The sequence below is a fragment of the Actinomadura montaniterrae genome, assembly GCF_008923365.1.
Classification (GTDB): Bacteria; Actinomycetota; Actinomycetes; order Streptosporangiales; family Streptosporangiaceae; genus Spirillospora; species Spirillospora montaniterrae.
Window position 1 is genome coordinate 1 of record NZ_WBMR01000260.1, and the last position, 12,080, is coordinate 12,080.

The following is a 12,080-nucleotide window of genomic DNA, read 5'->3' on the forward strand; positions in this document are numbered from 1 at the left end:
ACCTCGCCGGCGCGGGCCTCGCCGCCGCGGTCCGGGCCGCCGACGCGGCGGGCGTTCCGCTGCTGGAGCTGCCCGCCGAGGCCGATTACCGGGCGGTGAGCCGGCTCGTCGGGCAGAAGGCGCTCGCGCAGGCGGCGCACATCCTGGAGTACGGGACGCGGGTGCACCGCACGCTCGCCGAGGTCCTCGCGCACGGGCCGGGCATCCCGGCGATGGCGCACGCGATCGTCGGGCTGTCGCGCTGCTCGGTGCTGATCTGCGACGCGGAGGGCGAGCGGCTGGCGTGGGCGGAGACGCCGGACGGCCCCGCCCCCGACCCCGACGCCGTGCAGGCCGCGCTCCCGGCGCCCGCCCCGCGCGCTCCGGACGCCGTCCTGGACGGCCACGCGCACGCCGCCGAGACGGAGCTGGCCGTCGCGCCCGGCGTGACGCTGAACGCGCTGATCACGCCGGTCGTGGTCGGCGGCGAGCCGTTCGGGCGGCTGGTGATGGTCGAGCCGGCGTGCCCGCCGGACCCGCACGATCTCGCGCAGCACCGCGTCGTCGCCGAGCACGGCGCGACGCTGATCGGGTCGGAGATGCTGCGGCAGCGGTCGGTGCGGGCCGCGGAGGAGCGGGCCCGCGGCGACTTCGTCGAGGCCCTCGTCCACGGCCGGTTCGCCGACCCCCACGAGCTGGGCGCGCGCGCTCGGCACCACGACTTCGACGTGGACGGCCACTACGCGGTACACGTGGTGTCGGCGGCGGCGCTACTGCCGGTCGGCCGCGACTACCTGCGCCGGACGGTCACCGCGACGCGCACCGCGCAGACGCTGGAGCCCGCGGGCTGCACGCTGACGGCCGCGATCGGCTCCACGATCGTGGTGATCCGGCAGGTGACGGCCGGGCCGGACCCGCTCAAGCAGCGGGCGGAGGCGGCCCGGTTCGCCGAGCGGCTGCACCGGGCGCTGCGGCCGCAGCTCGGCGACGACCTGCGGGTGACGCACGGCCGTCCGGGCGGCGGCGCGGCGGGCGTCGCGGCCGGCTACCACGAGGCGCGGCTCGCGATGGGCCTCGCCTGGCACACGTCGGCGGCACCCGTCTGCGGCTACGACGACCTGCGGGTGTTCGCCGCGCTGAAGGACGTCGCGGGCAGCGCGGAGGCGAAGTCGTTCGCGCAGGAGACGCTCGCGCCGCTGCGCCGCGCGAACGGCGGCGACCTGGAGCAGATCGTCCTGGCGTACATCAGGACGTCCGGGAACCTGAACGCGGCGGCCCGCGAGCTGGGCATGCACCGCAACACGATGCTCTACAAGCTGGACCGGGCGTCGCGGGCACTGCGGATGGACATCCGGTCGGCGGACGCGCAGTTCATGTTCTGGCTGGCGCTGCACATCGACACGCTGACGACGGTCACCGGCACCCTCGCCGACGAGATGGCCCCGCCCGCCGCCGCGCCCCGCTAGATCGTTGATGGGGGTTTGCTGAACCGGCTTCGGGCATGGCGAAGGGCGCCCATGATCAGTGTGTGAAGACAAACCTGGACGCCCTTCTGACCGCACTGTATGTCCATCTGGACGACCATGTCCTGCGCTCGGTCGACCGGCCCCGCAGACGCGGTCCCGACCGGGTGCTCAACGATGCCGAGCTGGTCTGTGTCGCCGTCGCCCAGGTGCTGCTCGGGTGTGATTCCGAGCGCCGGTGGCTGCGAAGTGCCCACGGCAGGATCGGGCACCTGTTCCCGCGCCTGCCCGGCCAGGCGCAGTACAACCGGCACCTGCGCGATGCGGCCCCGGCCCTGTTCGCCGCATCGATGTGGCTGGTCTGCTGCGTCCCGTCCTGGCACGACCGGCTGCGGTTGATGGACGGCACCCCGCTGCGCTGCGGCGCCTCGCGCACCACCGTGGACCGCTCGGCACTGGGCGAGATCGCCGGCTACGGCATGGACAAATCGCACCACGCCTTCTACTGGGGCGCCAAGCTGATGCCGATCACCACCGCCGAGGGTGCGGTATGCGCCTTCAGCCTGGCCCACCCCAAAGAACTGGACGAACGCAAACAGGCCGTGCACCTGCTGCACGTTCGGCAGGCCGCGCCGGGACCGTGCCCCATCGTGTGCGACAAGGGATTCGCCGGGGCCGGCGTAGAGAAGGCCGCCGCCGACCTGGGCCATATCCTGGTCCGCCCCGTCCGCGACGACGAGCCCGAACCCGCCGTGAAGGTGTTCCCGGGCTGGCTGCGCCAGCGCATCGAGGCGGTGATCTGGACCCTGAAGAACCAGCTCGGGCTGGAACGCCACGCCGCACGCACCACCGAGGGCCTGTGGACCCGCCTGTGCCAGCGCATCTGCGCCCTCAACGCCGCGATCTGGCACAACTGGCTCATCAACGCCCCGGTCAAACGCTCACTGATCGCCTACGACCACTAACCCGACCTCTCGAAAACCCCCATCAACGATCTAGTTCGGGTCGGGGCCGGCGAAGGAGGCGAGGAGGCCGAGGGCGGCCGTGGCGGCGCAGGCGGTGAAGATCAGGCCGAACGCGGGGGCGTGGTCGAGGACGGCGCCGACCCACGCGGCGCCGACCGCGGACCCGCCGAAGCGCAGCAGGTTGAACAGGCCGAGGCCGGCGCCGATCCGGCCCGCGTCCGAGCGGGTCGCGCCGGTCGCGGCCGGGGTCTGGACGAACGCGACGCCCGCCCCGGTGAGCGCCAGCGCGGCGAGCAGCAGCGGGATCGTCCCGGACCAGGCGAGGACGGCGGCGACGAGCGCCTGCCCCGCGATGAGGACGGCGAGGCCGCCGCGCAGGACCGTCCGCGCGCCGAGCCGCTCCATCAGCACGCCCGTGACGGGCCCGAGCAGCGACATCACCAGCGGCAGGCTCAGCAGGTAGGCGCCCGCGACGAGGGTGGCGGTGTGCCGCTGCGTGGTCAGGTACACGGGGACGGCGAGCAGCGTCGCGCCGAGGCAGAACATCTGCGCGAGGACGCTGAGGCACGACCGCAGGTAGCGGGTCTCGATCAGCAGGCGCGGCGGCAGGAACGCGTCGGGCCGCCCGCGCGACGTCGCGACGTACCCGATCGCGGCGAGCAGCCCGGCGAGGGCGCCGCACCACACGACGGGCGACGCGGCGCCGAGGCTCGCGGCGGCGGACGTGGCGCCGAGCCCGAACGCGGCGGCGAGGGTGAGCAGCGCGGCGCCGCGCCAGTCGAGCGGGACGGCCCGCGCCCGCCCCGGCGGGACGAGCCGGACCGCGAGGACGGCGGCGGCCAGGCACACCGGCACGACCGGCCAGAACACCGCGTGCCAGCCGAACCAGGTGGCGAGGCCGCCGCCGAGCGTGGGCCCGGCGGCCTGCCCGACGCCGTTGGCGGCGGCCCACAGGCCGAGCGCCCGGCCGCACCGGTCGCCGTCGAACCGCGCGGCGATGAGCGCCATGACGGCGGGCAGCATCGCGGCGGTCGCGACGCCCTGCACGGCGCGCATCGCGACCAGGAGCGGCAGCGTCCCGGCGATCCCGGCGCCCGCCGACGCGACCGCCAGCACGACCATGGCCGCGACGAACACCCGGCGCGGGCCGATCCGGTCGCCGAGCCATCCCGAGACGGGCAGCAGCACCGCGAACGTCAGCGTGAACGCGACGACGACCAGGGTCCCGGCGGAGATCGGCGCGTCCAGGTCCCGCAGGATCATGGTCAGCGGGACGTTGACGATGGTGTTGGCGACCGTGCCGGTGAACGTGCCGAGCAGCAGCGGGACGAGCGCCGCCCACGACCCGCGCCCCGCCTCCTGGTGATCGTGGGCGCCGCGTCCCCGGTCGACCGCGGTCATCCGCGGGCGAGCTTGCGGCGGCGCGGGCCGCCGTCCGCGGCGTCCTCCGGCGGGACGTGCACGAGGATCTGCCCGTCCTCCTCCTTCACCGGGTACACGCGGATCGCCTTGGTCGCGGGCGGCGTGATCGGCTCGCCGGTGGCGAAGTCGAAGACGCTGCCGTGGCAGGAGCACAGCAGGCCGTCCTCGGTGGCGCGGCCGGACGACAGCAGGCAGTCCAGGTGGGTGCAGTAGTTGGACATGGCGTGCACCTCGCCGTCCCAGCGGGCGACGGCCACCTCGGCCTCGCCCACGAAGAAGCGGCGGACGACGCCCTCGGGCACCTGGCCCGAGCGGGCCACGGGCTGGTATTCCATCGGTCGCTCCTGTGATCTCGGTGACGGCTAGAGCGCGTCGAACAGTTCGGTGAGGTCGGCGTCCTCGTCGCGCAGGACGTCCGGGTCGGGCGCGGCGCCGGCGCCGATGAGCTGCCGCGCCACGGCGAGGTCGCCGCCGCGGTCGACGGTGAACGCGCCGCGCAGCACCCCGCCGGCGAGGTAGAAGGCGACGAAGTCGAAGTCCTCGACGCGGCCGCGGACGACGATCCGGTCCGCGCCGTCGCAGTGCCCGGCGTGCTGGAGGTTGCGGCCGAACTGGTCGGACCAGAACCACGGCGGCGCGGTGTGCGCGGACTTACCGCCGAGGATGTTCTTCGCGGCGGCCATCCCCTGCGCGTTGGCGTTGTCGAAGTGCTCGGCGCGGACGCGGCGCCCCAGCTCGGGCCGCCACTGCAGGGCGACGTCGCCGGCCGCGTAGACGCCGTCGACGGACGTCCGGCAGTACTCGTCGACGGGGATGCCGCCCGCGGTGTCGATGCCCGCACCGGTGACGGCCTCGACGTTCGGCACCATGCCGGCGCCGACGACGACCACGTCCGCCTCCAGCGACGCGCCGCCGCTGGTCGTGACGACCGCGCCCGACGCGGTCTCGGCGTAGCCCTCGACCTTCTCGCCGGTGCGCAGGTCGACGCCGCTGGTGCGCAGCAGCGCGGCCATGACGTCGCCCATCAGGTCGCCGAGGACGTGCCCGAGCGGCCGTGCCGCCTGCTCGACCAGCGTGACCTGCGCGCCGAGGCCGATCGCGGTGGACGCGACCTCGCAGCCGACGAACCCGGCGCCGATCACCACGACCCGCGCGCCGGGCCGCAGCTCGGCGCGCAGCCGGTCCGCGTCCTCGATGGTGCGCAGGTAGCGGACCCGGTCGCCGTCGATCCCCGGCAGCCGGCGCGGCCGCCCGCCGGTCGCGACCAGCAGCGCGTCGGCCCGCAGCGACGAGCCGTCCGCCAGCTCCAGGCTCCGCTCGGCGGGCCGGATCGCGGTCGCGGCGGCGCCGAGCCGCAGCTCCACGCCGTTGCACTCGCACCAGTCGGGGGTGAGCAGGTACAGCTCGTCGCGGTCGTCCTCGCCCGCCAGGTACTCCTTCGACAGCGGCGGGCGCTGGTACGGGACGTGCGGTTCGGCGCCGACCAGGGTCACGCGGCCCTCGAAGCCGCGGCGGCGCAGCGTGCGGGCGGCGACGGCGGCGGTCTGCCCCGCCCCGGCCACCACGACCGACTCGATCATTGTGCGCCCTCCTTCACGGGCTCCTCTTCCAGGACGCGCGGACGCGGGTCCACGTACACGGCGTCGCCGGCGATCCGCACGGCGTGGCTCGGCTGGCACTCGTCCCGGTCCTCGACGCGCCCGGTCGCCGGGTCGATCAGCCACTGGTGGCCGGGGCAGATCACCCGCCCGTTCAGCACCGTCCCCTTCGACAGGGACCGCTGCTTGTGGACGCACACGTCGTCCAGCGCGTAGACGTCGTCGCCGACCAGGAACAGCGCGACCGGCCGCCCGGCCACGGTCACGCCGAGCCGCTTCCGCTTGCGCAGCTGCGCCAGCGACGCCGCCTCCACCCACTCCTCCTCGGGCTGCTCGTCCACGTGCTCCTCCTCGCGTGTGGTGCGGCGGCGGGGGCATCCGCCCCCGCCGCCGGGTCGGGATCGGATCAGGCGCTGACGAGGTCGGGCTTGACGTAGGTGTCGTAGAGGCCCTGCGTGTAGGAGAAGCGCATCTCCGCGCCCCACCGGCACAGCTTCAGGCAGCGCTGCTGCAGCGCGGGCGTGTCGGCGTGGTCCAGGACGATCTGGTAGCCGCGCTCGCCGTGCACCACGTCGGAGGTGATGTGCAGGTCGAAGAACTCGATCTCGTCCTCGGTGAACCCGTACACCTCGCGCAGCGGCACGATCTGCTTCTTGTAGATGCCCGGCACCTGCGACTCCAGGCCGACCACGAGGGCGGCGGTGGCGACCACGAAGTGCTCGCGCATCGCGACCGCGTAGCACCAGGCCTGCAGGCCGCGGGTGATGGCGTTCATGTTGTCGGGGTTCTCGACCCGCTCCCGGGTGGTGCCGCACGCCTCGGCGAACCGGATCAGCAGGTCGGTGTGGCGGATGTCGGCGAGCTCCTCCTCGTACATGTTCTGCAGGGTGAAGTCCTTGGCGCCGGTGAACTCGTCGGGCGTGTTGCCGTAGACGTAGCCGAGGTAGTCGGCGAACGGCCCGACGTAGTGGTAGTGGTTCTCCGCCCAGCGGGCGAAGTGCTCCCGCTTCAGCTCACCGTTGGCCCACGCCTGGCTGAACGAGGCGTTCTTCGCCTCGCGTCCCTTGATGGCGTTCTCCAGCTCGGCGCGGAACTCTTCCTTGGACAGCAGCTCTGCCATTTCCTTGCTCCCTTCCGGTGGTGCGGCGACTCGTTGATCGGGGGGCTTTTTCAGGGGGTGATGTAGACGCTCTTCTCGCGCAGGTAGAAGAGCATCATCGAGGGGCCGGCCTGCTCCTTGTAGGTCTGCGTGCTGGAGTCCTTGAGGCCGCCGAACGGCACGGTCATCGCCATTCCGGACGTCGGCTGGTTCACCTTCACCAGGCCGGTCTCGGAGCGGCGGGCGAACTCCAGCGCCCGGTCGAGGTCGCGGGTGACGATCCCGGCGGACAGCCCGTAGTCGGTGCCGTTCGCCAGCTCGACGGCCTCGTCCAGGCCGGACGCCCGCTGGAACCCCAGCACCGGCCCGAAGATCTCCTCGCGGGTGATCCGCATGTCCGGGGTCAGGCCGGCGAAGACGGTCGGGGCGGCGAAGTAGCCGTCACCGGGCAGGCGCCGCCCGCCGGTGACGAGCTTGGCGCCCTCCTCCTCGCCGATCCGGACGTAGTCGAGGAACTTCTCCATCTGGAAGTCGGCGGCCAGCGGACCCATGTGGACGCCGTCGTCCAGGCCGTTCCCGACGGTGCGGGCCTCGGCGGCGCGCGCGACCCGGTCGAGCAGCTCGTCGTGGACGGCGTCGTGCGCGATGACCCGGCTGGTGCCGGTGCACGCCTGGCCGGACAGCCCGAACGCGCCCTTGACGATGATCTGCGCGGCGCGGTCCAGGTCGGCGTCGTCCATGACGACGACCGGGTTCTTGCCGCCCATCTCCAGCTGGGCGCGCCGCGACGGGCCGACGGCCGCGTGGACGGCGCGTCCCGCGCGGGTGGAGCCGGTGAACGTCACCGCGCCGACCCGCTCGTCCGCCGCGACGGCGGCCCCGGCCTCCGCGCCGCCGTGTACCAGCGCGATCGCCTTCGCCGGGAGCCCGCCCGCGAGCAGCGCCTCGACGAGCCGCTGCGCCAGCAGCGGCGTCACCGGCGACGGCTTGAACACCACCGCGTTGCCCGCCGCCAGCGCCGGCCCGAGCTTGCGGGACGGGATGTTCAGCGGGAAGTTCCACGGCGTGATCGCCCCGACCACCCCGACCGGGTCGCGCCGCGTGTAGACGAGGCCGCCGTCGGCGGACGGGTAGCTCTCGCCGCCGATCCGGTGCGCCTCGGCGGCGTAGAAGCGCAGGTTGCGGGGCGTCCGGGAGATCTCCATCGCGGCCTCGGCGCGGGTCTTGCCCTCCTCGCGCACCAGCTCGCCGACGAGGTCGCCCGCCCGGTCCTCCAGCCAGCGCGCGGCCGCCTCGAGGACGTCGGCGCGTTTCTCCGCGGACGCCGCGCCCCATTCCGCGGCGCCTTCCACGGCGCCCTCGACGGCCTTTTCCACGTCCGCCGCCGACGACTCGGGGAATTCCCCGACGACCTCGCCGAGATCGGCCGGGTCATGGCGCCGGAACGTCACGCCCGAGGATGCGGGAACCCATTCCCCGCCGATGAGGTTCAGGCCCTTGTGCACGGTCACTCGTCCTCCACGTTCGGTGCGGCGATCGCGGTCAGCTCGATTTCCACCGGGGCCCCGCCGGGCAGCGCCCGGACGCCGATCGCGCTGCGCGCGGGGCGGGCCTGGCCGAGGCCGTCCAGGACCTCGGAGGCGCCGTCGGCGACGGCGGACAGGTCGGTGAACCCGTCGGCGCAGGCCACGTACACGGTCATCCGGAGCCAGCGCCGGACCTGTCCGGGGTGCCCGGCGGCCAGGGCGGCGACGGCGTTGCGGGCGGCGAGCGCGGCGGCGTCGCGGGCTTGCGCGACGTCGAGGTCCCGCCCGACGAGCCCGGTCATGACGAGGCGGCCGTCCTCGCGCGGCGTCATCCCGGCACTGGCGAGCAACACGTCGCCCGCGCGCAGCGGCTCGGCGACGGCGGTGACGTAGGCGCCCTGCGGACGCGGCGCCGCTTTCGGTTCAGACACCGAGGGCCACCCCGTCCTGGCGGGGGTCGGACGCGCCGAGCAGGGCGTCGCCGGCGACCGAGACGATCTGCGCGCTGCCGCCCGCGTCCCACGCGTCCTGGACGGCGACGTCATGCCCCGACGCGCGGAGCGCCTCGATGCGGGCGGCGCCGAGCCGGGACTCGACGCGCAGCTCCGGCGGGCTGCCGATGACGTCGGCGTCGCTGCCGGGGTGGACGGTGAAGCGGGGCGCGGCGACGGCCGTCGCCGGGTCGTGGCCGTGGTCGAGCAGGTGCGAGAGCAGCTGGGCGTTCCACTGGACCTGGCCGTCGCCGCCCGGGGTGTTGCCGACGTGCAGCAACCGTCCGGCCGAATCGGTGACGAGCCACGCGTTCAGCGTGTGCAGCGGGCGGCGGCGCGGCCGGACCTCGTTGGGGTGGCCGTCGATGAGGTAGGCGCCGCGCCCGAGCCGGTTGTTCAGCACGATGCCGGTGCCAGGGACGGTCATCCGGGCGCCGAAGGTGAAGGCGAGCGAGTGGATGAGGCTGACGGCGCGGCCCTCGGCGTCCACCGCGACCATCGACGTGGTGTCGCCGCCCGCCGGCACCGGCGAGGGCGCAGGCCCCGGGAGTTCCCCGGCGTCGAGGCGGGCACGGGCGGCGGCGATCGCGTCGGCCGTGAGCAGGCCGCGCCAGTGGTCGCTGTCGGCGCCGCATCCGGCGAACCGGTCGGCGAACGCGAGCCGGGCGGCGCACGCCATCCGGTGGACGGCCTCGGCGGACAGCCACGGCAGCCCGGCGAGGACGCCGTCGCAGAGCCCGGCCTGCTGCGCGACCATCCAGCCGGGCGTCGGCGGCGTCGTGAGGTGGACGGTCGCGCCCTGGTACGTGCAGGTCAGCGGCGTCTCGGCGGCGGAGCGCCCGCTCGCCATCCACTCGTAGCCGGAGAACGGGGCGCCGGCGGCGACGAGCGCGTCCACGCACCGCTCGGCGAGCCCGCCCGCGTACAGGTCGTTCGGGTCGCCGGCGAGGCGGCGCAGGGTCCCGGCGAGTTCGCGCTGGTAGAGCGGCTCACCGGCGGACGGGACGCGGCCGCCCGGCAGGAACGTCCCGGCGGTGCCGGCATCGCGGGCGAGGGCGTCGCGGCGCTCGACGATGTCGGCGCGCGTCTTGAGCGTGCAGGGCAGGCCGTTCTCGGCGGCGTCGATGGCGGGCGCCCACAGCTCGGGCAGGCCACGGGACGCGGAGTCGGCGTGCAGGGCGGCGAGCGCGCCGACCGCGCCGGGGGCGGCGACGGCGAGCGCGCCCTCCAGAGGGACGGCGGTGAGGCCGCGGTCGCGGAAGAAGGCGGGCTCGCCGCCGTCCGGGCCGAAGCCGCTGCCGTTGAACGCGGCGACCGACCCGTCCGGGCGGCGCAGCAGCGCGAACGCGTCGCCGCCGACGCCGCACTGGCCGGGCAGCGCGAGCCAGGACAGCGCGGCCATGGCGAGCGCCGCGTCCACCGCGTTCCCGCCCTCGGCGAGGACCCGCGCGCCGGCCAGGCTGACCGCCGGATGGCTGGAGGCGACCATGCCGCCCGACGCGACGGCGGGGCCGCGGCCGGGGTTCCCGAAACCCGCCGGCGTTGCGTTCTCTGCTGACATGCCGCCCAGTTTCGGCGGGCCGCGAACCGCGCCGATACGGGCCGAATGCCGAAGATCGGCACCCTTCCTTGGGCACCCTGCACAGGCTGGACGGGTCCTGCTGATCGCTTGCCAAGGAGTCCGACATCGTGCACAAAATGACTGCCTGTGCCGTGTGCACGTTCCTCATTGCTCACCGGGGAGGGATCGACCAGATTCTCTGCAACCGTTGCGCCGATCGCCTCGCAGATGGCGCCGACAGGGAGGTGGCGCGCCCGTGGGAGCCGCTCACTGGGTCTATCTGTCCGGAATAGTCCTCATCATCGCCGTCATGATCGCCCGGAAGAACGTCGTGATCCCCGCCATCGCGGCGACGTTCCTCACCGCCTGGACGTTCACCGGCAGCTTCGTCAAGGGACTGGAGTCCATCTTCAATGCCAGCCTGACCTCCGCCTCCGAGCTGTTCAACATCTTCCTCATCATCGCGCTCGTCACGGCGCTGCTCGGCGCGCTGCGCGCGCTCGGCGCCGACCGCCGCATGGTCGAGCCGTTCCGGCTGGTCATGCGGTCGGGGCACTCGGCGTTCTGGGTGCTGGCGTTCGTCACCTACGCGATCAGCCTGTTCTTCTGGCCGACGCCGGCGGTGCCGCTGATGGGCGCGATCCTGCTGCCCGCCGCGATCGCCGCCGGGCTGCCCCCGATCGCCGCCGCGCTCGCCATCGCCGTCGCGGGCCAGGGCATGGCGCTGTCCAGCGACTACGTCATCCAGGTCGCGCCGGGGCTGTCGGCCAAGGCCGCCAACGTCGGCACCGACGCCGTCGCCGACAAGGCGATGGTGCTGTCGCTGATCACCGGCGGCGTGGCCCTGTTCCTCGGCTACCTGATGACCCGCTCGCAGTACCGCGAGCCGGACGCGCTGCTCCTCGAACGCTGGGAGGCCGGCGAGACGGAGGCCGCCGCGCCGGCGACGCGCCGCTCGCTGATCCCCGGCCTGCCGCTGCGCCGCCGCGTCCTGCAGCCCGCGCCCGCAGCCGCGACGACCGCCGAGGGCGAGACGTCCGTCGCCGTCCTCGACTCCGGCCCCGGAGCCGGCTCCGGCTCGGGGACCGGGACCGGCTCCGTGACCGTGCCCGCGCCGCGCACCGGCGGCGGCGGCGCGTCCGGCGGGACGCGGTCCGGCGCCGCCGGACGCTCCGGAGGCGAGCCGAGCGACGCGATGGCCGCCGCCGCGCTGAGGTCGCTCAACGGCGGCGACCAGCCCGGCGACGACTGCCCGAAGCGGTCCAAGGCGTTCGCGGCGATCATCCCGCTCGCGCTCGTCGGGCTCGTCGGCTACATGCTGCTGGGCAAGTTCACCGACGCGGTCCCCGAGGTCGTCGGCGGCGACGCCGCCGCCCTGGTCGGCGGCGTCACCGTCGCGCTGCTGCTCGCCGCCGCCGTCGCCCGCGACGCCGGCAACGCGCTGCAGGCCTGCGCCGACCACATCGTGGACGGCCTCGTCTTCGCGGTCCGCGCGATGGGGGTCGTCATCCCGATCGCCGGGTTCTTCTTCATCGGCAACGCCGACTTCGCCGGCAAGATCATGAGCCTCGGCGACGGCGCGAAGGCGCCCGGCTTCCTGTTCGAGTCCGTCACGCACCTCGAGGGCGCCATCCCCGACAGCCGCTACGTCGTGGGCTTCGGCGTCCTGATCATCGGCATGATCACCGGGCTGGACGGGTCGGGCTTCGCGGGGCTGCCGCTCACCGGCTCGCTCGCCGGCACGCTCGGCCCGACGTCCGGAGTCGACCCGTCGCTGCTCGCCGCGATCGGCCAGATGGGCTGCGTGTGGTCCGGCGGCGGCGTGCTCATCGCCTGGTCGTCGCTGCTGGCGGTCGCCGGGTTCGCCCGGGTGCCGGTCATGGACCTCGTCCGGCGCTCGTTCGTGCCGGTGGTGGCGGGCCTCGTGGTCGCCACCGTGGCCGGCCTGATCATCTACTGACGCGCCCGCCCGTCCG

Annotated in this window: 11 protein-coding genes; 3 read left to right on the forward strand and 8 right to left on the reverse strand. The window is 74.4% G+C overall.

The annotated features are described in order from the left end of the window. Together F9B16_RS44115 and F9B16_RS44120 are read left to right on the forward strand one after the other, a co-directional pair. Positions 1 to 1,445 (forward strand): PucR family transcriptional regulator (locus tag F9B16_RS44115; RefSeq protein WP_151546235.1); only part of this gene is annotated, 1,445 nt, incomplete at its 5' end. A 62-nt stretch (positions 1,446 to 1,507) separates the two neighbouring features. After that, positions 1,508 to 2,407: a hypothetical protein gene (locus tag F9B16_RS44120; protein WP_151546236.1), complete on the forward strand. Its 900-nt coding sequence runs from the start codon at positions 1,508 to 1,510 to the stop codon at positions 2,405 to 2,407. Positions 2,408 to 2,437: 30 nt separating this feature from the next. Here the strand turns inward: F9B16_RS44120 and F9B16_RS44125 are convergent, their stop codons facing one another. The 8 genes from F9B16_RS44125 to F9B16_RS53230 all read right to left on the reverse strand — a co-directional run bounded on the left by F9B16_RS44125 (position 2,438) and on the right by F9B16_RS53230 (position 10,104). Next, entirely contained in the window at positions 2,438 to 3,808 is a 1,371-nt protein-coding gene (locus tag F9B16_RS44125) for an MFS transporter (RefSeq protein ID WP_151546237.1), read from the reverse strand. Beyond that, a complete protein-coding gene (locus F9B16_RS44130) occupies positions 3,805 to 4,164 on the reverse strand; it encodes a Rieske (2Fe-2S) protein (RefSeq protein WP_151546238.1) in 360 nt (119 codons plus the stop codon). Before F9B16_RS44130 ends, F9B16_RS44125 begins: the two co-directional genes overlap by 4 nt. Positions 4,165 to 4,191: 27 nt before the next feature. Continuing rightward, positions 4,192 to 5,409, reverse strand: a complete 1,218-nt coding sequence (locus tag F9B16_RS44135; RefSeq protein WP_151546239.1) for an NAD(P)/FAD-dependent oxidoreductase — start codon at positions 5,407 to 5,409, stop codon at positions 4,192 to 4,194. After that, positions 5,406 to 5,768, reverse strand: a complete 363-nt coding sequence (locus F9B16_RS44140) for a Rieske (2Fe-2S) protein (RefSeq protein ID WP_151546240.1) — start codon at positions 5,766 to 5,768, stop codon at positions 5,406 to 5,408. The genes F9B16_RS44135 and F9B16_RS44140 overlap by 4 nt, the downstream gene beginning before the upstream one ends. A 65-nt stretch (positions 5,769 to 5,833) precedes the next feature. After that, positions 5,834 to 6,547 (reverse strand): TenA family transcriptional regulator, encoded by a 714-nt coding sequence (locus F9B16_RS44145; protein ID WP_151546241.1) that lies wholly within the window; start codon positions 6,545 to 6,547, stop codon positions 5,834 to 5,836. Between the two features lie 50 nt (positions 6,548 to 6,597). Next, the gene (locus F9B16_RS44150) at positions 6,598 to 8,037 is read right to left on the reverse strand and encodes an aldehyde dehydrogenase family protein (RefSeq protein WP_225992482.1); all 1,440 of its coding nucleotides are present in this window, start codon (positions 8,035 to 8,037) and stop codon (positions 6,598 to 6,600) included. Continuing rightward, entirely contained in the window at positions 8,034 to 8,483 is a 450-nt protein-coding gene (locus tag F9B16_RS44155) for a RidA family protein (protein ID WP_225992483.1), read from the reverse strand. Before F9B16_RS44155 ends, F9B16_RS44150 begins: the two co-directional genes overlap by 4 nt. Continuing rightward, complete coding sequence (locus tag F9B16_RS53230; protein ID WP_151546243.1) at positions 8,476 to 10,104, reverse strand: gamma-glutamyltransferase family protein; 1,629 nt, start codon at positions 10,102 to 10,104, stop codon at positions 8,476 to 8,478. Before F9B16_RS53230 ends, F9B16_RS44155 begins: the two co-directional genes overlap by 8 nt. Positions 10,105 to 10,414: 310 nt before the next feature. Here F9B16_RS53230 and F9B16_RS51765 point away from each other — a divergent pair, with 310 nt between their 5' ends. Further along, positions 10,415 to 12,064: a hypothetical protein gene (locus tag F9B16_RS51765; protein ID WP_225992484.1), complete on the forward strand. Its 1,650-nt coding sequence runs from the start codon at positions 10,415 to 10,417 to the stop codon at positions 12,062 to 12,064. Positions 12,065 to 12,080 lie beyond the last annotated feature (16 nt).

Excerpts from the sequence above, each read along its gene's own strand:
- F9B16_RS44125 (WP_151546237.1), bottom strand. The coding sequence starts at position 3,808 with ATGACCGCGGTCGACCGGGGACGCGGCGCCCACGATCACCAGGAGGCG.
- F9B16_RS44130 (WP_151546238.1), bottom strand. The coding sequence starts at position 4,164 with ATGGAATACCAGCCCGTGGCCCGCTCGGGCCAGGTGCCCGAGGGCGTC.
- F9B16_RS44135 (WP_151546239.1), bottom strand. The coding sequence starts at position 5,409 with ATGATCGAGTCGGTCGTGGTGGCCGGGGCGGGGCAGACCGCCGCCGTC.
- F9B16_RS44145 (WP_151546241.1), bottom strand. The coding sequence starts at position 6,547 with ATGGCAGAGCTGCTGTCCAAGGAAGAGTTCCGCGCCGAGCTGGAGAAC.
- F9B16_RS53230 (WP_151546243.1), bottom strand. The coding sequence starts at position 10,104 with ATGTCAGCAGAGAACGCAACGCCGGCGGGTTTCGGGAACCCCGGCCGC.
- F9B16_RS51765 (WP_225992484.1), top strand. The coding sequence starts at position 10,415 with ATGATCGCCCGGAAGAACGTCGTGATCCCCGCCATCGCGGCGACGTTC.